Source organism: Anaerococcus lactolyticus ATCC 51172, assembly GCF_000156575.1.
GTDB classification, from domain to species: domain Bacteria; phylum Bacillota; class Clostridia; order Tissierellales; family Peptoniphilaceae; genus Anaerococcus; species Anaerococcus lactolyticus.
The window spans coordinates 396,261-415,999 of sequence record NZ_GG666044.1 but is presented as its reverse complement, the minus strand read 5'-3'; the positions used below and the strand labels follow the sequence as shown (position 1 = coordinate 415,999).

General features: G+C 37.2%; 18 protein-coding genes. 17 read left to right on the top strand and 1 reads right to left on the bottom strand.

Annotated features, from left to right (window positions below; genetic code table 11):
- The first annotated feature begins 277 nt into the window (after positions 1 to 277).
- The 6 genes from HMPREF0072_RS01910 to HMPREF0072_RS01885 all read left to right on the top strand — a co-directional run bounded on the left by HMPREF0072_RS01910 (position 278) and on the right by HMPREF0072_RS01885 (position 5,831).
- Positions 278 to 682, top strand: coding sequence for a DUF3842 family protein (locus tag HMPREF0072_RS01910; RefSeq protein WP_004827091.1), 405 nt, complete (start codon positions 278 to 280; stop codon positions 680 to 682).
- Between the two features lie 198 nt (positions 683 to 880).
- Positions 881 to 2,554 carry an ABC transporter substrate-binding protein gene (locus HMPREF0072_RS01905; RefSeq protein ID WP_004827090.1) on the top strand — a complete coding sequence of 558 codons (1,674 nt, stop codon included), beginning with the start codon at positions 881 to 883 and terminating at the stop codon, positions 2,552 to 2,554.
- Positions 2,555 to 3,538: an ABC transporter permease gene (locus tag HMPREF0072_RS01900; protein WP_004827087.1), complete on the top strand. Its 984-nt coding sequence runs from the start codon at positions 2,555 to 2,557 to the stop codon at positions 3,536 to 3,538.
- Positions 3,522 to 4,409, top strand: coding sequence for an ABC transporter permease (locus HMPREF0072_RS01895; protein ID WP_004827084.1), 888 nt, complete (start codon positions 3,522 to 3,524; stop codon positions 4,407 to 4,409). Before HMPREF0072_RS01900 ends, HMPREF0072_RS01895 begins: the two co-directional genes overlap by 17 nt.
- 4 nt (positions 4,410 to 4,413) lie before the next feature.
- A complete protein-coding gene (locus HMPREF0072_RS01890) occupies positions 4,414 to 5,217 on the top strand; it encodes an ATP-binding cassette domain-containing protein (protein WP_004827082.1) in 804 nt (267 codons plus the stop codon).
- Positions 5,211 to 5,831, top strand: a complete 621-nt coding sequence (locus HMPREF0072_RS01885; RefSeq protein ID WP_004827081.1) for an ABC transporter ATP-binding protein — start codon at positions 5,211 to 5,213, stop codon at positions 5,829 to 5,831. The genes HMPREF0072_RS01890 and HMPREF0072_RS01885 overlap by 7 nt, the downstream gene beginning before the upstream one ends.
- 60 nt (positions 5,832 to 5,891) lie before the next feature.
- Here HMPREF0072_RS01885 and HMPREF0072_RS01880 read toward each other — a convergent pair whose 3' ends face one another.
- Positions 5,892 to 7,148: an AraC family transcriptional regulator gene (locus HMPREF0072_RS01880; protein ID WP_004827079.1), complete on the bottom strand. Its 1,257-nt coding sequence runs from the start codon at positions 7,146 to 7,148 to the stop codon at positions 5,892 to 5,894.
- A 271-nt stretch (positions 7,149 to 7,419) separates the two neighbouring features.
- Here HMPREF0072_RS01880 and argF point away from each other — a divergent pair, with 271 nt between their 5' ends.
- The 11 genes from argF to HMPREF0072_RS01825 all read left to right on the top strand — a co-directional run bounded on the left by argF (position 7,420) and on the right by HMPREF0072_RS01825 (position 19,591).
- A complete protein-coding gene (gene argF, locus HMPREF0072_RS01875) occupies positions 7,420 to 8,412 on the top strand; it encodes an ornithine carbamoyltransferase (protein ID WP_039930956.1) in 993 nt (330 codons plus the stop codon).
- A gap of 134 nt (positions 8,413 to 8,546) precedes the next feature.
- Entirely contained in the window at positions 8,547 to 9,911 is a 1,365-nt protein-coding gene (locus HMPREF0072_RS01870; RefSeq protein ID WP_004827072.1) for an alanine/glycine:cation symporter family protein, read from the top strand.
- A gap of 121 nt (positions 9,912 to 10,032) precedes the next feature.
- Positions 10,033 to 11,208, top strand: a complete 1,176-nt coding sequence (locus HMPREF0072_RS01865) for a CD0519/CD1768 family membrane protein (protein ID WP_004827070.1) — start codon at positions 10,033 to 10,035, stop codon at positions 11,206 to 11,208.
- 6 nt (positions 11,209 to 11,214) lie between these two features.
- Complete coding sequence (locus tag HMPREF0072_RS01860; RefSeq protein WP_004827068.1) at positions 11,215 to 13,746, top strand: ATP-dependent Clp protease ATP-binding subunit; 2,532 nt, start codon at positions 11,215 to 11,217, stop codon at positions 13,744 to 13,746.
- Positions 13,747 to 13,750: 4 nt separating this feature from the next.
- Complete coding sequence (locus tag HMPREF0072_RS01855) at positions 13,751 to 14,926, top strand: putative NPN-dependent ornithine cyclodeaminase (RefSeq protein WP_004827066.1); 1,176 nt, start codon at positions 13,751 to 13,753, stop codon at positions 14,924 to 14,926.
- Positions 14,926 to 16,020, top strand: a complete 1,095-nt coding sequence (locus tag HMPREF0072_RS01850; protein ID WP_004827064.1) for a putative NPN-dependent ornithine cyclodeaminase — start codon at positions 14,926 to 14,928, stop codon at positions 16,018 to 16,020. The genes HMPREF0072_RS01855 and HMPREF0072_RS01850 overlap by 1 nt, the downstream gene beginning before the upstream one ends.
- 21 nt (positions 16,021 to 16,041) lie before the next feature.
- Positions 16,042 to 16,968: a carbamate kinase gene (gene arcC, locus HMPREF0072_RS01845; protein WP_004827063.1), complete on the top strand. Its 927-nt coding sequence runs from the start codon at positions 16,042 to 16,044 to the stop codon at positions 16,966 to 16,968.
- Positions 16,969 to 17,123: 155 nt separating this feature from the next.
- The gene (locus HMPREF0072_RS01840; protein WP_004827062.1) at positions 17,124 to 17,471 is read left to right on the top strand and encodes a hypothetical protein; all 348 of its coding nucleotides are present in this window, start codon (positions 17,124 to 17,126) and stop codon (positions 17,469 to 17,471) included.
- Positions 17,472 to 17,563: 92 nt separating this feature from the next.
- Positions 17,564 to 18,445 carry a radical SAM protein gene (locus HMPREF0072_RS01835; protein ID WP_004827061.1) on the top strand — a complete coding sequence of 294 codons (882 nt, stop codon included), beginning with the start codon at positions 17,564 to 17,566 and terminating at the stop codon, positions 18,443 to 18,445.
- A 19-nt stretch (positions 18,446 to 18,464) separates the two neighbouring features.
- Positions 18,465 to 18,896 carry a GNAT family N-acetyltransferase gene (locus tag HMPREF0072_RS01830; protein WP_039930953.1) on the top strand — a complete coding sequence of 144 codons (432 nt, stop codon included), beginning with the start codon at positions 18,465 to 18,467 and terminating at the stop codon, positions 18,894 to 18,896.
- Between the two features lie 56 nt (positions 18,897 to 18,952).
- On the top strand, positions 18,953 to 19,591 hold the full coding sequence (locus HMPREF0072_RS01825; protein ID WP_004827059.1) for a hypothetical protein: 639 nt from the start codon (positions 18,953 to 18,955) through the stop codon (positions 19,589 to 19,591).
- Positions 19,592 to 19,739 lie beyond the last annotated feature (148 nt).

The following is a 19,739-nucleotide window of genomic DNA, read 5'->3' as shown; positions in this document are numbered from 1 at the left end:
GAAATAGTTTGCATAAGTCGAAAATTGTGTTATAATATAAGCAGCTATAAAATAGCTAGGTTTTTCATTATTAATTCCTTATAGTTTTCCCTTATGAAAACTAGGACTAACTTATTCTTTTCTATTGGGAAGGGACCTGCGTGGTCCTTTTTCTATTGGAAAAATCACAAAGGGACAAAAAGTGTTTAAAATTTTGCTTAGAATTTATTTGTAAAAAAATTTCTTTTTAAAAATAAAGTTTTTATGTTATAATGGTATCAATAGAATAGAGGTTAATATGAATGTATTGGTTATTGACGCCCAAGGCGGAGGTCTTGGCAAGCAAATTGTGGGATCTATAAGAGAAAAGCATAAAGATTTAGATATAACTTGCGTAGGGACAAATTCCCATGCCACATCTGCCATGCTAAAGGCTGGGGCAAGCCGTGCTGCTACAGGTGAAAACGCCCTTATAGTAAATTCGCACAAGGCTGATATAATTATTGGACCTATTGGAATCCTACTTACAAATTCTATGTGTGGAGAAATTACGAGTAAAATGGCTGAAGCTGTTTCTGTATCAAGAGCAAAAAGAATCTTGATACCCTTCCTTCATGATGATAATGTAATTGTAGGAGTTAGCGATTATTCTATGAAAAAATTAATAAGTCTAGCTCTAGAAGAGCTTGAAAAAAATATATAGGCTTTTATCAGGGGTTGCCAGTAGGCGACTTGGCTATAGAAATAGCTTGATTAGTAGGTACTAGCTTTAATTTTAAATTATACTATGAAGGTATAGAAATTCCCCAAGGGATATTTCTATGCCTTTTTTTGTATCGAAAATTAGACCCGGGAGCTTATAGGTGTTGGAATGTGGCTTATTAAAAATTAAGGAGAATGTATGAACAAACAAGTAAAGAAATTATTTGGTCTGATGGCTCTAGTTTTCGCCCTAACTGCTTGTGGTAGTGGGTCTGGCGAGAAAAAAGAAGAAGCCAAGGAAGAAGTAAAGACAGAAAGTCAAGAGACAGGTAAAACCGAAGAGAAAACTAAAGAAAAACCAAAAGACGAATTGGTTTTGGGTATTGGCCACGAACCAGAAAAGGGATTTAACCCAATATTTGAATCTTCACATTCAAGTTCTATGATCTTCCACTCAGCTTTATTAAAACGTGACGTGAACCTTCATATAGAAAATGACCTAGCAGATTCTTATAAGCTTTCAGTAGACAACAAAACTTATACAGTTAAATTAAAAGACGGGCTAAAATTTGCTGACGGTTCACCACTTACAGCAGAAGATGTTGCCTTTACTTATAATACAGCCAAGAAAGAAGCGGCAGCAGGCATAAACCTAGAAAGATTTAAAGAAGCTAAAGTTGTAGATGATAAGACAATAGATTTAGTTCTAGAAAAACCAGACATCTCATTCACATCTACACTTGCATCTCTAGGTATAGTTTCTAAAAATTATTACAATGATTCTTATGGTGAAAAACCACTTTCTAGTGGACCTTTCGAGCTTGTAGAATGGAAAAAAGGCCAAGAAATGATCGTTAAACCAAACGAAAATTACCATGGTCCAAAATGTCCATTTAAGAAAATCACCTTCTTATTCTTCAAGGATGATGACCAAGCTCTTGCTACAGCAAGCGAGGGAGTTTGCGATCTTATCAGAGTTCCTTACACAGCTAAGGATATGAAAATCGAAGGCTTCCACCCAATTAGTATCAAGACAATTGACAATAGAGGTATTTCTCTTCCTTATGTTCCAAACGAAGGCAAGGTTACTGATGATAAATCAATCGCACCAGGCTCTCCTATTGGAAACAATGTAACATGCGATATAGCTATCAGAAAAGCTCTAAACATAGCCATGGATAGGAATGAGATAATAAAAGACGTTTTAAATGGTGAAGCTACAAAGGCTACATCAATCGCAGATAACCTTCCTTGGTACAACGAAGAAACAGCAGAAATTCACGATGGCGACATCGAAGGAGCTAAAAAAATGCTTGATGAAGCTGGTTGGAAGGAAGGCGCTGATGGTATAAGAGAAAAAGACGGTATAAAGGCTAAATTTGATCTTTATTACGCTTATAAAGACAGGGAAAATCTTGCAGTTTATTTTGCAGAAAAAGCCCGTCAAATCGGTATTGAAATAGAAACTAAGTTCGGTGATTGGGACTTTGTAATGCCACACATGTACGACCAAGCAGTTTTATTTGGTTGGGGTGGTTATGACCCACTTGATATGTACTATTCTTATTCAAGCAAGTACAGAGCTTATGATTTTTATAACACAAACTTCTACTCAAATCCAAAAGTAGATGAGTATTTTGATAAGGGATTGTCATCTGGCAACCTAGATGATTTCTATGACTATTTCAAGAAAGCCCAATGGGATGGCCAAACTGGTTTTTCTCACCTAGGTGATTGTCCATGGGTATGGCTTGTAAATGAAAATCACGTTTACATGGTAAGAGACGGTCTAGAAATCGGCCAAACTAAGATAGAACCTCACAGCTCTCGCTTCACAATTTTAGATTCAATATCAAATTGGAAGTGGGAATAGATGACTAAGAGGATTGTAAAAGAATTATTTCTTTTTCTTCTCTTAATCCTCGCTGTTAGTTTTATATCCTTTCTTCTCCTGGACTTATCGCCTATAGACCCCGTTGCAAGTTTTGCAAGGGCTAAGTCTATAGGCCTAAGCCCAAGTCAAAAACAAGAATTAATCAAACAATGGGGGCTAGATCAGCCCCTTATGATTAGGTTTTTTTCTTGGGTTAAGCATCTAATTAGGGGAGATTTGGGTGTATCTAACATTTATGGTAGGGCAGTTATAGATATAATCAGAGAAGGTTTTTCAAGATCTATTTTGTTAATGGCCCTAGCATGGATTTTTCAAGGGTTAGTTGGTATTGGTCTTGGAATTGTTTCAGGGGCAAATGCCGGCAGGCTTAAGGATAAAATTATAAAAGCCTATGCTATTATTTTTGCATCAACACCAAGTTTTTGGGTGGGGATTTTATTAATTATTGTATTTTCTTTGAAATTAAAAATTTTTCCATCATCTATGGGCTCGCCTGTTGGCGTTTTAAAAGCAGATATCACCTTTGTTGATACCTTAAAACACTTAGTACTCCCAGCCCTTACTTTGATTTTAGTTGGAGTTTCAAATCTAATCCTACATACAAGAAGCAAGGTAATTGACATCTTAAATTCAGATTACGTCCTCTATGCTAAGGCTAGAGGTATGAAAAAAAGTCAAATTCTCAATAAATTCGCCTTTAAAAACCTAGTTTTACCAGGTCTAAGCCTTTTGTTTACGTCATTTTCAGAACTCTTCTCGGGAACAGTTCTTGTTGAAAATGTCTTTAACTATCCTGGCATAGGCAATCTTACAGTACAAGCAGGTCTTAGGGGTGATGCACCACTTTTGTTGGGTTTGGTTTTATTTTCCTCTGTCTTTGTTTACTTGGGTAATAGGATTTGTGACATCCTATATCTAGTCATTGATCCGAGATTAAGGAGGATGGATGAAACTCGAAAATAATTTATATACAAAAAATATTACCAGGTCCCACTCACAAAGAGTTGAGGAAAGGGGCCTTAGCCTTAGAAAAAAAACCCTCCTTTTAATCTTTATCGCTCTTGCCTTTCTCTCCTTCATTTTTATAAAAGGCTCTATGATAAACGATGACACCTTGGCGGTTGATTTTGCCAATAAGTTAAAGGCACCAAGCCTAGACCACTTATTTGGCACAGACGCCAGTGGGAGGGACATGGCCCTTAGAACAATTAAGGGCCTTTCAAACTCGATTTATATAGGCATTATTGGAAGTTTATCTTCTCTCTTAATAGCCTCAATTTTTTCCCTAACCTTAAGCTTGGGCAATAAAAGCATAGATAAGATGGTAAATTTCATCATAGATATATTTTTATCCATCCCCCACATGATGCTGCTGATTCTAATATCAGTATCAACTGGCAGGGGTGCCAAGGGAGTCATCCTAGGCATTGCCCTAACTCACTGGACTAGCCTTACAAGACTTCTTAGGGGAGAAATCTTAGAATTAAAAAATGAAAATTATATAAAGATATCAAAAACTCTCGGCAAGTCAAAGGTTTTTATCTTTATCCACCACATCCTACCTCATATAGCAGGGCAGATGATCGTGGGGCTAATACTTTTATTTCCCCACGCAATCTTACACGAATCTGCCATAAGCTTTTTGGGTTTTGGTTTGTCTTTGTCGACCCCATCTATAGGAATTATCCTATCAGAGTCGATGAAATATTTACTCCAAGGCCACTGGTACTTAGCGTTTTTCCCGGGACTTCTCCTATGTTTGGTAGTCTACGCTATAAATTTACTAGGGGAGAATTTAGGTCGCTTGCTCGATCCATATTCTTATCATAGGTGATTTTATGAACATATTAGAAATAAAAAATCTAAATATTTCATTTTTTCAATACCAAAAGGGCCTTGAAAGACGTAGGCTAGATGTGGTTAGAAATTTAGAATTAGATTTAAAAAAAGGTGAGATAATGGCAGTATTTGGAGCGAGTGGGTCTGGTAAGAGCCTCCTCGCTCACGCCATTCTTGGTCTTTTGCCCTATAATGGTTTTTATGAGGGGGAGGTCTGCTATAAGGGGAAAGTTTTAGACGAAAACCTCCTGGAAAAAGTAAGGGGTAAGGAAATTTTCTTTATTCCCCAAACAATTAATTCCCTTAACCCCCTCCTAAAAACTGCCAAACAGGCGAGGTTGACCTTAAAAAGGAGCGATTATAAGAGGCAAGAAGAAGTCTATAGGAACTTCGGACTTGGCAAGGAAGTTGACAAGATGTATCCCTTTGAATTATCTGGAGGCATGGCAAGAAGGGTCTTGGTTGCAGATGCTTTTCTTTCTGGTGCAGAGCTAATCATTGCTGACGAGCCAACACCAGGCATGGATAAAAAGGCGACAGATGAGATAATTGCTTATTTCAAAGACCTAAAGGCGGCTGGCAAGACATCTTTAATCATAAGCCACGATATAAACATGGCCCTAGCCCTAGCAGATAGGATTGCAATTTTTTATGATGGAAGGATTATAGAGGTCTCACCAGTAGAAGCTTTTTCAAATGGCGGAGAAGACTTAAAAAATCCTTACTCACGCATGTTAATTAAGGCCCTACCTGAAAACGGGCTTACTTTACTAAGCAAGGAAGAGGTAGAGGGGCTATGCTAAAAGTAGAAAACTTAAGCTTTTCCTACGATGGGAAAGTTCAAATTTTAAAAGATATAAGCTTTGACTTAAATCCTGGAGAAGTATTGGGCCTTATGGCTCCATCGGGTTATGGTAAATCGACACTCGGGAAATTAATGGCAGGTTATATCAAAGCACAAAGAGGAAGTGTCACAGTTGATGGCAAGGATATAAATGATCTTAGGGGATTTTTGCCAGTGCAAATGGTCCACCAGGCACCAGAAAAAAATGTAAATATTAGGTGGAAGGTGGAGAAAATTTTAAACGAGGGCTGGCAGGTTGACGAAGATGTAAAGGAAAAATTTGGGATAGAGGATTCGTTTTTGAAGAAGTTTCCAACAGAATTATCTGGTGGAGAACTCCAAAGAGTCTGCCTAGCAAGGGTATTAGGAAGAGAAACTAAATACTTAATTGCAGATGAGGTAACAACAATGCTTGATTCCATCACCCAGGCTCAGATTTGCCACCTTTTAATCCACTTTGCTAAAAAACACAAGCTTGGAATTTTATTTATTTCTCATAATAAGGACCTAGTTGAAGTTGTTTCAGATAGGATAATTGATCTTAAAGATATAAACAAAATAGAAAAAGAATAAGTTGAAATAAAAAAACGCCCCTGAGTGCTTTATCATCTAGTTAAGGGGCGGATTACAAGTTTAATAAGTGTGGTTTTTCTTATCAGCTTGGTGGTTACTTCTAAATTCTGATGGGGTCATACCAACGTGTTTTAAAAAATTTCTAAGGAGGGTCTTTGTTGAATTGTAGCCGACATTTATGGCTATATCAGCAATTGGGTCGTCTGTGTTTACTAAAAGGTCACAGGCGGCGTGGACCCTAACTTGGTGGAGGTAGGAGTAGAAGTTTTGCTCCATAAAATAAACAAAAATTTTGTTGATATTTCGTGGGGTCAGGTCAAAACTCTTTGCGACCTCCATTATGTCTATATCACTTGCAAAATTTTCGTTCACATAGTCGATAAGTTTTAAGTCCTCAGGCTTAAAGGTGAAAGTTGCATCACCTTCTATAAGCTGGTTAAGCTTCCTAAAGTCTTTGGTACCTATAGACTGTTTGGATTGAAAAACTTTTGAAAGTTGGGCTGGGTCTGAATAATGGACTGCCTTAGCTATTTCTTTGAGGGTCATAGAGGTATGGATTAGTAAAAATTTTGCCTTATAAATCCTGATTTCATGGAGAATATCAAGAAAACCAAGGTTTGTGACATCTTTGATATACTGGCTTATTGCAGATTCAGACATAAGAAAAATTTTTGATAAGACTTCGAGACTTATGTCTTTAGATGAATTTAAAAACATATACATAAAAATATTTTCTGGCTTGGCAGCGATTGATTCTCCAAAGGTATCGCTGTCGTCTACATATCTCATGTAGGTAATCAATAGTTCAGTAATCTTGCACATAAGATAGATAGTTGAGAATTTTTGTTTGGTGTGGATGATTAGGTTTAAGGAATGAACACCTACTTCATTTCTGATATCCTCAAAAATATCTTCGATTTTTTCGATAGCCTCAAGGTCATAGAGGGCAGACTCGTTTGAATAAAGACATTTAATAAAGTCAACGTCTTCTTTGTTAAGATTTAGTTGGCTTTTAATATAGATATTTATAAGGTTGAAATTATATACTAAAAGGTAGTAGGAAATTTTCTTTTCTACCTCGATGATTTCTGAAGTTTGCCAAGGAAGGATTGATATAACTGTACCGGGAGCCATCTTGTAGACCCTATCCTGGATTTTGATTTTGCCTTCACCCTCTAGGATATATAAAAATCTACTATGTTTATGCATCAGTGGCAGAGTTTTGCCATCATCAGATTGGATATCAAAACTGATGAGGTTCGATTCGTTCATAGACGATGAAAACGAATCCTGTAGTGTAACATATTTTTTTCCCATAAGAAAAATCCTCCTTATTATATAATATTTATTATTATTTTTATTTCAAGATATTTAAAAAAATATTTATAAGCAGGAATAAAAACGTTTGCCTTGCAAAAAAACGTCAAAACTTGACAAAAAAAGTCAAAGTCTTGGCGTTTTTAAATTTCTGACAAAAAATAAGGCTGGATTTGTCCCAACAATTATTAAAATGTGTGATATTATATAAGTGTGAAATCGTTACTATAAAATTTTATTGGTAACAAAAAATAATAAAGGAGAGATTATTATGGCAAAAAATTTCAGAGGAAAATCATTTTTAAAATTACTTGATTTTTCAACAGAGGACATTAGATACTTATTAGACCTATCTAAAAACTTCAAAGACATGAAGAGAGCAGGCGTTCCTCATAGATACCTAGAAGGTAAAAATATTGCTATTATATTCGAAAAAACATCTACAAGAACAAGATGTTCATTTGAAGTAGCAGGTTATGACCTTGGTATGGGCGTAACATATCTTGATCCAACAGGATCTCAAATCGGCCACAAAGAATCTGTAGCTGATACTGCTAGAGTTCTTGGTAGAATGTATGATGGTATCGAATTTAGAGGATTTAAACAAGAACACGTTGAAGATCTTGCTAAATACTCAGGTGTTCCAGTATGGAACGGTCTAACAGACCAATGGCACCCAACACAAATGCTAGCTGATATGCTAACAATCGAAGAACATTTTGGTCGTCTAAAAGGACTCAAATTTGTATATTTCGGCGATGCTAGAAACAACATGGCAAACTCTCTAATGGTAGTTTGTGCTAAACTTGGTGTTGACTTTGTAGCATGCGCTCCAAAAGAATTATTCCCAGAAGAATGGCTAGTTAAAGAATGCGAAAAGATCGCAGCTGAAAACTTCTCAACAGTTACACTTACTGAAGATGTAGACGCAGCAAGCAAAGACGCTAACGTAATCTACACTGACGTTTGGGTATCAATGGGTGAACCAAAAGAAGAATGGGAAAAGAGAATTAAGATTCTTAAACCATACCAAGTAACAAAAGAAGTTATGGCTAATGCAGATAAAGAAGCTATCTTCCTACACTGCTTACCATCATTCCACGATAAAGGAACAAAAGTTGGACAAGAAATATTTGAAAAATATGGTATGGAATCAATAGAAGTTACTGACGAAGTATTTGAAAGCGCACAATCATTAGTATTTGAAGAAGCAGAAAACAGAATGCATACTATAAAAGCAGTTATGTATGCAACCCTTTGCTAGTTTTTTAAACTAGACTATAAAAAAATACAAGGATGGGGCTGGCCTTAGGAAGTAAACTTAGATTCTTGAAAATCTTCTTTAGTCTAAGAGGAAACCTTTTGGCCAAGGCTCCATAAAATTAAAAAGGAATTATTATGCAAGCAATATTAGATATTATATCAAAACTGACAGGTTGGTTCTGGGGATGGCCTATCCTTATAGTATTATTAGGTGGTGGTCTTTTAATCTCATTCAGAATGGGATTTGTTCAAATAAAATACCTTCCTTTCGTACTTAAGCAAACGTTTGGAAAGATGTTTAAATCTGATGTTGGCGGCGAAGGTTCAGTTTCACCATTCCAAGCAGCATCAGCAGCCCTTGCTTCATCAATAGGTGCAGCTAACATAGTAGTAGCTCCATCTATTATCTTTACAGCAGGTCCAGGAGCAGTTTTCTGGATGTGGATAGCAGCTCTTATCGGACAAGGTACAAAATTTGCAGAAATCGTACTAGGTATTAAATACCGTGAGAAAAACGCTGATGGTGAATTCGTAGGTGGTCCATCTTATACATTCAAAAAAGGTATAGGTGGTACTCTTGGTAAGATAATGGGATTCTTAGTTTCTTTCTTCTTCATGATTGAAATTCTTCCATCAATTACCCTACAAACAATTTCAGCAGTAGGCCCACTTGAACAATTAGGTCTAAGCCGTCTAGTAGGCGCAGTTGTTATTACTATTCTAGTAGTATTAGTTGCTTACGGTGGTATCAAGAGAATCGCTCAAGTAACAGAAAAAATGGTTCCATTAATGGCAGCTGTTTATATCATAGCAGGTCTTCTTGTTATAATCATGCACATCGACCAAGTTCCAGCAGCTTTCAAAGAAATCTTTGTTGGCGCATTTAACCCAAGAGCTATCGGTGGTGGTGTTGCTGGTGCAGGTATCTCAGCATTAATCAAAGCCGGTGCAGCTAGAGGATGCTACTCTAACGAAGCTGGTATGGGTTCTGCTCCATACGCACACGCTACAGCTGTTACTGACCATCCATGCCGTCAAGGTATGTGGGGTATCTTCGAAGTTATCGCTGATACAGTTATAGTTTGTACAATATCTGCCCTTGTTGTATTAACAACAGGTCTATGGCAAAACCCAGACATGAAAGATATCGGAGTTGAAAGAGCATTTAACTCTGCTTTCGGTCAAATCGGTACAGCAATAATCGCAGTTTCACTCTTCCTATTTGTACTTTCTACAATTATAGTAATCGTATTCTACGCTGAAAAACAAGGTGAATACTTATTTGGTACAACAGTAGGTAAGATAGTTAGATTTATAGCATGTGCTATGATCCTTCTAGGTGGATTTGTATCATTTGATAACGCAGGAGTATTTCTTGATGCAACCCTAGGATTAGTAGTATTTACCAACATGGTTGGTATGATTATCTTAAGTGGTGAAATTAGAGAACTCGTTGATGAATTCTTCAATGATCCTAAATTCTACCCAGGAGCTAAGTAAATAAAAAATTAAACTAAGTTTAATTAACAGGTGCATAAAACTAAAAATGTCCGATTCTTTCGGATATTTTTAGTTAAAGCATTTGAAAAAAATAAAGATTTATCTTGTTAAGGATGATTAAATGGAAGAATTAGAAGAAATAAGAGACGAATTAAAAATGGACAAAACCATAAAGAAAGATGTTGGCCCAGAGGTATTTATATTTCTGGCAGCTTTTCTAGGCCTCTTTATCTATATGGGTTCTATAATGGGCGGGACAAACATGATCAAGACAATGATGCTCACATCATACGACCTTTTGATGAATGTCTGCCTATATTTGATGGCCGTTGCAGTTTTAGCAGGTGGTATATCTGCTATATTTTCAGAATTTGGCGTTATTGCCCTAGTAAACAGGCTAGTTTCAAAGATAATGAAGCCTATATACGACCTACCAGGTGCATCTTCTCTTGGTATGCTAAATTGTTTTATGTCTGATAACCCAGCCATACTAACACTTGCAGCTGACGATAACTTTAGAAAATATTTCAAAAAATATCAGATGCCAGCCCTAACCAACCTAGGAACTTCCTTTGGTATGGGACTTATCACAGTTACATCTATGATGGCCCTACCTGTTGATAATGCTATGAAGGGCGCCCTTGTCGGACTCGTTGGTGCTGTAGTTGGTTCTATCATATCAGTTAGACTAATGATTTCTAGGACCAAAAAATATTACGGCACAGAAGAAATGGTTGAAACCAAGGGAGCAGCAAATGTGCCAGATGGCTATAGAAAAGTCAGAGAAGGATCTGCAGGGGCTAGGTTTATAACAGCCTTCCTAGACGGTGGTAAGGTCGGAGTAGACATGGGTGTTGCAATAATCCCAGGCGTTTGCCTTATTTGTACCATAGTAGTCATGCTTACAAATGGAGCAGGAGCTAACGGTTATACAGGCGAAGCCAACCAAGGAATTGCAATATTACCAATGATAGGCGAAAAACTTGCCTTCCTCATCAACCCACTTTTTGGTTTTAACTCACCAGAAGCCATAGCTGTACCAATCACAGCCCTAGGCTCAGCTGGAGCAGCCATTGGTATTGTAGCAGATATGTCTGGCAGAGGCATAGTGACAGCAAACGACATAGCAGTATTTACATCAATTTGTATGTGCTGGTCAGGCTATTTATCAACTCACATAGCCATGATGGATGCCCTAGAGACAAAAGAAATGACAGGTAATGCAATTTTGTGCCATACTATAGGAGGACTCGGAGCAGGTATTGCTGCCCACCTAATATATATGGTGTTAGGATAGGTAAATATGGATATAAGTAAGTATTCACAATCTTCTGTGGAAATTATTAAAGAAGCCAATAAGGTTGCCATCAGAAAAAATAACGTAGAGGTATCTGACCTTCACATTTTCTATGCGATTTTGACCTTAGAGGAAAAATTAATAAGGACATATTTCAAGGAATTGAAGGTAATCTACCAAGATGTTTTGGATGATACAGAAAATGCTCTGACCAAACTGAGGTCAGCCAAGGGGATTTCATCCCTTTACACATCTAGGTCCTACCAAAGAGCCCTTTTGATAGCAGAAGAAATTTCTAGAAACCAGTTTGAAGAAAAAATTAAGACTGAACACCTGATGCTCGCTCTTTTGAGAGAAGCTGATATGCCGACTGCAAAACTTGCAGCGACTCATGGGCTTACTTATAAAAATTTCAATGAACTTGTTGCTAAGAAATTTAATGAATACCTACTAAAGGGCGTCGACCAAGAAACTATAATAAACCTTGAAAAATACGGGACAGTCCTCACCAAGGAAGCCATCGAAGGAAGGCTTGACCCTGTTATTGGCAGGGAAGAGGAAACCAGAACCGCCATCAGGATTTTATCTAGAAGGATAAAAAACAATCCGGTCTTAATCGGGGATGCGGGGGTTGGTAAAACTGCCATAGTTGAAGGTATTGTCCAGAGGATAGTAGCTGGTGACGTACCAGATGATTTAAAAGATAAGATAATTTTCTCCCTAGATATGACATCCCTCGTTGCAGGTGCTAAATATAGGGGAGATTTTGAGGAGAGACTTAAGAAAATCCTTGAGATAATTAAGGATTCTAAGGGTAGGATAATTCTATTTATAGATGAAATCCACAACATAATAGGCTCTGGATCTGCAAGTGGGACTATGGATACAGCAAATATGCTAAAGCCGATGCTTGCAAGAGGCGATATTTTAACAATAGGTGCTACAACCATCGAAGAATACAGAAAGTATATAGAGGTGGACAAGGCTCTTGATAGGCGTTTCCAAAAGATATTAATCGAGGAGCCAAGTATAGAAACTACCATAGCCATCATGAGGGGAATTAAATCTAAGTATGAAAACCACCACATGATCAAGATAACTGACCCTGCGCTTACAGAGGCAGTGAAGTTATCAAAGAGGTTTTTGACAGAAAGAAAACTCCCAGATGTAGCTATTGACGTTATAGACGAGGCCTGTGCCCAGGTTAAGATGGCAAGAGATCAAAAGCCAGAAGAGTTAGATGAGCTCCACAGGAAAATTATCCAGCTCGAAATGGAAAACATCGCCTTAAAGAACGAAAAAGACAGCCTATCGAACCATAGGTCTAAGGAAAAAGAAGAAAAAATCAAAGAACTCGAAAAAGAACTCGAGAAAAAAACTGACTTATATAATAAAGAAAAAGAAAGACAAGAAACTATTGTCAAGCTTGAAAGAGAAATCGACATCATAGGCTTTGAGATAGAAGAAGCTAAGGATAAGAGAGACTTTGAAAATCTTGATAAGTTTGTAAGTCTAAAAGACAATGTAAGCGAAAAACTAAAGAAAATAGAAAATCAAGGCGAATTTTATCCGTTAAGAACCAAGGTCGGTGTATCTGAGGTTAAGGATATTATTTCAAAGATGAGTGGGATGCCAAAGTCCAAACTCCAATACGACAAACTTGATTCTATAAATATCGTAAGAGAAAAACTCAAGGAAGAATTCGTAGGTGGCGATGATATGATTGATAAGATTATCAATACCTATATCATAGCTGAAGGTGGACTTTTTGAGAGAAGTAAGCCAGTCTTAAGCTTTATTGTTACAGGTCCATCATCTTCGGGTAAGTCTTATATAGCCAAACTTTTGGCAGACTACCTTTATGAGGGTGATAAGTCCCTACTAAGCTTTGACATGAGCGAATTTACTGACAAGTCATCAATTACAAAATTAATTGGAGCGCCACCAGGTTATGTTGGTTACGAATTTGGAGGAGTTTTGACCCAGGCACTAAGGACAAAGCCTTATAGTGTTTTGGTTTTTGAAAATATTGAAAACGCACATTTCGAGGTTCAAAACCTAGTTTTACAAATCGTTCAAGATGGAACTATCAAGGATAATAAGGGACGTGATATCAACCTTAAAAATTCTATTGTAGTTTTAACTATGACTGTGGAAGATGGCGATGAAAGTGCCAAAGAGAAACTCGACGTCGACTTTGGCAAGTATGTCGATTATGTCTTCAAACTCAAGCGTTTGGACGATGATAAATTGGATAAGCTTATTTCCTTAAACTTTAAGGAATTAGAAAAAGCCTTGGCAGAAAGGCAAATAAACCTATCTTATGCAGGTGGATTTTTTGATAAATTCGGCAAATATGCAAAAGATGAGGGCTTTGATGCAAGGAGCTTGAAGAAGCTTATAGAACAGGATGTTTACTTTTTGATTTGTGAGAAGAATCTCACAAGTGAAATAAAAGCATTCTCAGAATTAATCTTGGATTTTGATGGTGAAAATAAGTTCACTGTCAAGTTGAAAGAAAAAAATAATAAGGAGTAGAAAAATGGAATTTAAAGTACCAGAATTTGTTACACCAGACTTTTCAGAAGAAAAGTTCAAGAAAGCACAAAATATTAGCCTACAAGAAGTAGAAAAAGACGGTGTTGCACCTGATGATTTCTACCTTACCCGTCATATGCCTACCTTCTACAAGGTTGATGGAAAGTGGATCCTACCTGAACATACATCATTAAACTGCGTAGCAGTCCTAAAAGACGGCAAAATCGTAGTAGAAGAAATAAGAGACCTTAAAAAAGGTGAACAAGTTGTAGTAAGCGAAGACGGCAAAATCGAAGACGGTATCTTTGTTTATAACAACGCCTTCCCAGAAGATGTATATTCTAGACCAGGCAAGGCTGTAGAAACATCATTCTCTGAAGACTATGATAATCTATTCGAGCTTTTACAACACGAAAGAGATTCAGAAGATGGTTATATAGTATGGGTACTAGGTCCTTCAGTAGTATTTGACTACGATACAAGAAAAGCTCTAAACCAATTAGCAGAAAATGGCTATATCAACTGTCTATTAGGCGGAAACGCTATGGCAACCCACGACCTTGAAGGTGGATTTCTAAATACAGCTCTTGGCCAAAATATCTACACCCAAGAAAACCAACCAATGGGCCACTATAACCACCTTGACCTCCTAAACGAAGTAAGAACAACAGGTTCTATAAAAGAATTTATCGCAAGTGGAAATGTAAAAGATGGCATTATCAAAACCCTATCAGACATGGACGTACCATTTGTTCTATCAGGATCAATCAGAGATGACGGTCCACTTCCAGAAGTAATAGGCGATGAAGATAGAGCACTTACAGAAACAAAGAAAGAACTTGATAAGGCAACAGTAATTATTTGTATAGCAACCATGCTCCACTCCCTATCAGTAGCCAACATGGCATCTAGCTATAGGATTAGAAAAGACGGAAAAATTTCACCAGTATACCTCTACTGTGTAGACGTAACAGAAAACGTAGTACACAAGGTAGGAGCAGCTAGGGAAAATCTTGCATACGTGCCAATGGTAACAAACGTACAAGATTTCGTAGTAAACTGTGAAAAAGCTCTAATAAGCCCAGCAAACAAGGCTTTTGCTAGAGAGATGGAAATTCCTGAAATGGAATATGTAGAAGCAGATAAAAAAGCTGATAGAAATGAAGGAGAGATACAATAATGAAATTTGAAATGCCAAAATACCATCATCCAGATTTTGAAAAAGATTTTCTAAAAAATGCACCAAATGTAACCCTAGAAGAAGTAAAGGTAGATGGCCTAAGCCCAAGAAACTACCACGCTCTTTCAGTTTATCCAGAATACTTCAAAATAAACGGCAAATGGGTACTAGCTGCACAATCAAGAATGGATACAGTTTGCGTAGCAAACGACACTCCAGGTGAGGAAAGCGTAAATATAGTTGAATTTAGAAACCTTAAAAAAGGTGACAAGGTAGTAATCGGACGTACAGAAGATGCTTCAGAAGGTATCTATGTATGGACCCAAGGCTTCCTAGAAGGAGATGCTCACCAAGATACATTTGCATTTAGAGCTGGTAGATCAAGAGAAACAGCCTTCTCAATCGACTATGATAACCTCTATGAAGTTCTAAAATATGAAAAAGCTCATAAAGGTTATGTAACCCTAATAGTAGGAGCAGCTCTTGCCCTAGACAGAGACTCAAGAGCAGCGCTTGAAAGATTGGTGAGAAATGGTTATGTAAATGCAATCTTCTGTGGTACAGAAACTGCAGCCTTTGACCTTGAAAAAGGAATCTTCGGCACAACTTGGGGCCAAGAAAAATTTGAAAAAGAACAAAACTCAACAAAAAATCTCTACAAAACCATAAATATGGCCAGAAAATACGGCTCAACCAAGGCTCTTGTAGAAAGTGGAAAAGTTAAAGACGGCTTCATGAAAGCCTGTGTAGAAATGAATGTTCCAGTAGTAATAGCAGGCACCATCCGTGACAGACTAGGACTCCCTGAAACAATCAACAACGTATATGATGCTCAAAACGAAATGAGAAAACATGCCAGAAAGACATCTACAATCATCATGATGGGCGCAATCCTATATACAATCGCAACAGGAAATATGACCCCATCCTACAACGTATTTGACGGCGTAGTAAGACCAGTTTACATGTATACAATAGACATCCAAGAATTCGCAGTAAACAAACTATCAGACAGGGGAACAGTAACAGCTGTTTCAATGGTAACAAACGTACAAGACTTTATCAGAAACGTTGACAGAGCCTTAAACAACTAAAATCAAACTTAAGGAGAAACAATGAAAAAAATCGTACTCGCCCTAGGCGGAAACGCACTAGGAAACAGCCCAGAAGAGCAAAAAAAAGCAGTAGCAGTAACAGCTAAGTCAATCGTAGACTTAGTAGCAGAAGGCAACCAAGTAATAATATCTCACGGCAATGGCCCACAAGTAGGCATGATCAACCTTGCCATGGACACAGCTAGCAAATCAGAAGCAAAAACAGCTGAAATGCCATTTGCTGAATGTGGTGCCATGAGCCAAGGCTATATCGGCTACCATCTTCAAAACGCTATCGAAAACGAACTAGCAAAAAGAGAAATGGACCAAACTGTAGTATCACTTGTAACCCAAGTATTGGTAGACAAAGAAGACAAAGCATTCCAAAATCCAACCAAACCAATTGGATCATTCTATTCTAAAGAAGAAGCAGAAAAACAAGAAGCTAAAGGCTTCACCTTCAAAGAAGACGCAGGCAGGGGCTACAGAAGAGTAGTACCAAGCCCAAAACCAATCGATATAATTGAGAAAAAAGCAGTTGAAAAACTCTACAACGATGGAATGATCGTAGTAGCAGCAGGTGGTGGTGGAATTCCTGTAATCAAAGAAGATGGCAAACTAATCGGTGTTGACGCAGTAATCGACAAAGACTTCACATCTGCAAAAGTTGCTGAACTAGTAGGAGCAGACATACTTGTAATCCTCACAGCAGTAGAAAAAGTAGCCATCCACTTTGGTGAAGAAAACCAAGAATGGCTAGGTCACCTATCAGTAGAAGAAGCTGAAAAATACCTAGCAGACGGTGAATTTGCAGAAGGATCAATGAAGCCAAAAATAGAAGCAGCCCTATCCTTTGTAAAATCAAAAGAAGGCGCAAAAGCTTTGATAACATCTCTAGAAAAAGCTCTAGACGGCCTAAAAGGCGAAACAGGAACTTATATTGGTTAGGAAAGCATTGCTTAAAATTTAAAAATCAATAGACTTCTGAAAAAGATGGTGGGCACAATGCCCACTTCTTTTTATGTAAAAACATACTTTAGTTATAAATGTGATATAATAGATATAAGAAAACCTGATTAAATTTTGTAATAAAAGGATCTGATATGGATAAGAATTATGACAAAAAACGAAACCTATATTGTCTAGCAAGCCTACTTGTAATCGCTTATACTGTTTTGTTTATCTTTCTTGGGGAAGACTTTGGTCTTGGATATGATTTTGAAAATACTTTTTTAAACCCAGTCCTCTTGCCCCTAAGCCTGTCCTTGTGGCTGATTATTATTGGGATTTTCTTAAGAAAAAAATACGACAACCTCATTTTGCTCTTCGTGGTGATATTTGCTGCAGTGCACGTATTTTATATAGTAATTGGAATTGGATTTGATAAGACGTTCATGGATTTCATTAAAGAATATCTCATGTTTTTGACTTTTGGACTTATAAATTTATAAAATGACCCGGCCTTTGGGTCATTTTTATGTGTGTTTTTTGATAATGTAAAAAAGTATTATCAGGTATAGTAGATAAAAGGAAAGGAGACTTTATGCATTATACTGGAGAAGTTTATAGGCCTCCTCTCGAAGCCTACACTCCCTTACTTGAGGTGACTTATGGGTGTTCGCACAATGCTTGTGCTTTTTGTACGATGTATCATAACACAAGATTTGGCATCTCACCCCTTCGCCATATAGAAAGCGACATTATCGAGATAAGCAAGACTTATCCAATGCCTATTGAGAGGATTTACTTGCTAAATGGAGACCCTTTTGTCCTACCTACAAAAAGGCTTTTAGAAATGTCAAATTTAATTCATAAATACTTGCCAGAAGTCAAAACTATTACGTCCTACGCTAGTTTTTATAACCTAAAAAACAAGTCGGTTGAAGATATGAAGCTCTTAAAAAAAGCGGGCTACAATGAGCTCTGGTTTGGAGTTGAGACAGGGGACCCGGAGGTCCTTTTTTGGATTAATAAGGGTGCAGACCTTGGCGACTATTACGAAGGACTTGATAAGATGAAGGCCGCCGGCATGGATTACTTTGCCATTGTCATGCAGGGTATAAAAGGAGCTGGTAAATCTTATGAAAACGCCCTTGCCACTGCAGAATTTTTAAATTATTATCCTGCCAAGGGGATTTTTATAATGTCGACAGATGTCCAGCACGGGTCTAAGTTATACAAAATGCGAGAAAGGAGCGAGTTTACAGAGACCACCAACAGGGAAAATCTTGAAGAGCAAATTACTCTTTTGGAAAATTTGGAAGTCCCTGGTGACGTTCTCTATTCCTCTGGTCATATCGTAAACTTGGTAAAAGTCACAAGCCACATGAGAAATAAGGAAAAAATGATAGAGAAATTGAAAGATGCCCTTAAAAGTTTGCCTGATTATATTTTGGATGGCAAAAACCAGGGTAGGGCCATATAAAAATCGAGGAGATTTTAATATGAAAATTTTTGTAAAAAAATTTGGAGAACTAACTACCTTTGATCTTTACGAAATCCTAAGGCTCAGGGTAGATGTCTTTGTTGTAGAACAAGCTTGCCCATATCAGGAAATAGACGGCAAAGACCTTGATGCCATTCACATTTACTTTAAGGATGGTGGTCAAATATTAGCCTACGCTAGACTTTATGAGGAAGCTGGCGATATCCATCTAGGCAGGGTAATTGCAAAAAAAAGAAGACAAGGCCTCGGCAGTTTGATCTTAAAAGAGGCAATAGAGGCAGCGAAAAAGTGTTATAATACCAAGGAAATCAAAATCGAAGCTCAAACCTACGCCAAAAATTTATATGCCAAGGCTGGCTTTGTGGAAGACTCTGAGATCTTTTTGCTCGATGGGATTGAACATGTGAAGATGGTGTTGGAAATAAAATAATTTGGGGGTGCATATCTACATTTCATTTTGAAAATTATGAGTATGAGAGGTTAATTATGGAAATTTTTACAAATGAATTTCACAACAAGCATACATATATAAAAATAAATGATATAAAAAAGGTGAGTTTGGATGATTTTATGGCTTTGGCCAAGGAGAAGCCTCTTCAAATAGGAGTTGATTCTAATCAGATAGACTTAATTGAGCTTTTGAAAAAGGCTGGTTTTATCCTTAAAAGAAAATGTTACGAGGTAGAAGTAAGCAGAGAAGATTTGAAAAATCCCCTAGGGCCAAAAAGATTTGAAACAAAGCTAACAAACAAGGGAGAAATGGCTTATGAAAAGGCAAGCAACTTGGTTTTTAGATACTACAAAAAAACCCACGAACAAGTAAGCCCTCTGACTGTAGAATATGAAAAATTCAAAGAAATCCTCCCAGATCAAGCTTTCTATTATGAAAAAAATGGAGAAATGATACTGGCGGCCTTTCAAGAAAACGAAGAAATCGCCTACCTAGCAGGTTTTGAGGAAAAACTTGCAGATGACTTTATAAATGACTTGTTAATTTATTTATTTGGAAAATACAAAGAAATTTTCTTCGAAGCCGACAACACAGACCCTTTGGCCACAAAGCTTAAGAATAAATTTCTAGAAAAATTCGACCCTACTTTTGATACCTATATCAAATATAAATAGATAAAAAATTGGAAAAATAAAAACCAAAGAAGAAAACTAATATAAGCAAAGCCTGGCAAAGCCAAATTAGCCAGGCAAATTCTGGAACCCCGAGACTAATTCTCTCCTTTATCGGGTAAAGATTTCTAATCAAGGGTTGCGTTAAAAA

Bases quoted from the DNA above. Each gene is read 5' to 3' on its own strand.
- HMPREF0072_RS01850 (WP_004827064.1), top strand. From the start codon at position 14,926: ATGAAATTTGAAATGCCAAAATACCATCATCCAGATTTTGAAAAAGAT.
- HMPREF0072_RS01865 (WP_004827070.1), top strand. From the start codon at position 10,033: ATGGAAGAATTAGAAGAAATAAGAGACGAATTAAAAATGGACAAAACC.
- HMPREF0072_RS01855 (WP_004827066.1), top strand. From the start codon at position 13,751: ATGGAATTTAAAGTACCAGAATTTGTTACACCAGACTTTTCAGAAGAA.
- HMPREF0072_RS01835 (WP_004827061.1), top strand. From the start codon at position 17,564: ATGCATTATACTGGAGAAGTTTATAGGCCTCCTCTCGAAGCCTACACT.
- HMPREF0072_RS01890 (WP_004827082.1), top strand. From the start codon at position 4,414: ATGAACATATTAGAAATAAAAAATCTAAATATTTCATTTTTTCAATAC.
- HMPREF0072_RS01905 (WP_004827090.1), top strand. From the start codon at position 881: ATGAACAAACAAGTAAAGAAATTATTTGGTCTGATGGCTCTAGTTTTC.
- HMPREF0072_RS01830 (WP_039930953.1), top strand. From the start codon at position 18,465: ATGAAAATTTTTGTAAAAAAATTTGGAGAACTAACTACCTTTGATCTT.
- HMPREF0072_RS01860 (WP_004827068.1), top strand. From the start codon at position 11,215: ATGGATATAAGTAAGTATTCACAATCTTCTGTGGAAATTATTAAAGAA.
- HMPREF0072_RS01900 (WP_004827087.1), top strand. From the start codon at position 2,555: ATGACTAAGAGGATTGTAAAAGAATTATTTCTTTTTCTTCTCTTAATC.
- HMPREF0072_RS01910 (WP_004827091.1), top strand. From the start codon at position 278: ATGAATGTATTGGTTATTGACGCCCAAGGCGGAGGTCTTGGCAAGCAA.
- HMPREF0072_RS01885 (WP_004827081.1), top strand. From the start codon at position 5,211: ATGCTAAAAGTAGAAAACTTAAGCTTTTCCTACGATGGGAAAGTTCAA.
- HMPREF0072_RS01825 (WP_004827059.1), top strand. From the start codon at position 18,953: ATGGAAATTTTTACAAATGAATTTCACAACAAGCATACATATATAAAA.
- argF (WP_039930956.1), top strand. From the start codon at position 7,420: ATGGCAAAAAATTTCAGAGGAAAATCATTTTTAAAATTACTTGATTTT.
- arcC (WP_004827063.1), top strand. From the start codon at position 16,042: ATGAAAAAAATCGTACTCGCCCTAGGCGGAAACGCACTAGGAAACAGC.
- HMPREF0072_RS01880 (WP_004827079.1), bottom strand. From the start codon at position 7,148: ATGGGAAAAAAATATGTTACACTACAGGATTCGTTTTCATCGTCTATG.
- HMPREF0072_RS01895 (WP_004827084.1), top strand. From the start codon at position 3,522: ATGAAACTCGAAAATAATTTATATACAAAAAATATTACCAGGTCCCAC.
- HMPREF0072_RS01870 (WP_004827072.1), top strand. From the start codon at position 8,547: ATGCAAGCAATATTAGATATTATATCAAAACTGACAGGTTGGTTCTGG.
- HMPREF0072_RS01840 (WP_004827062.1), top strand. From the start codon at position 17,124: ATGGATAAGAATTATGACAAAAAACGAAACCTATATTGTCTAGCAAGC.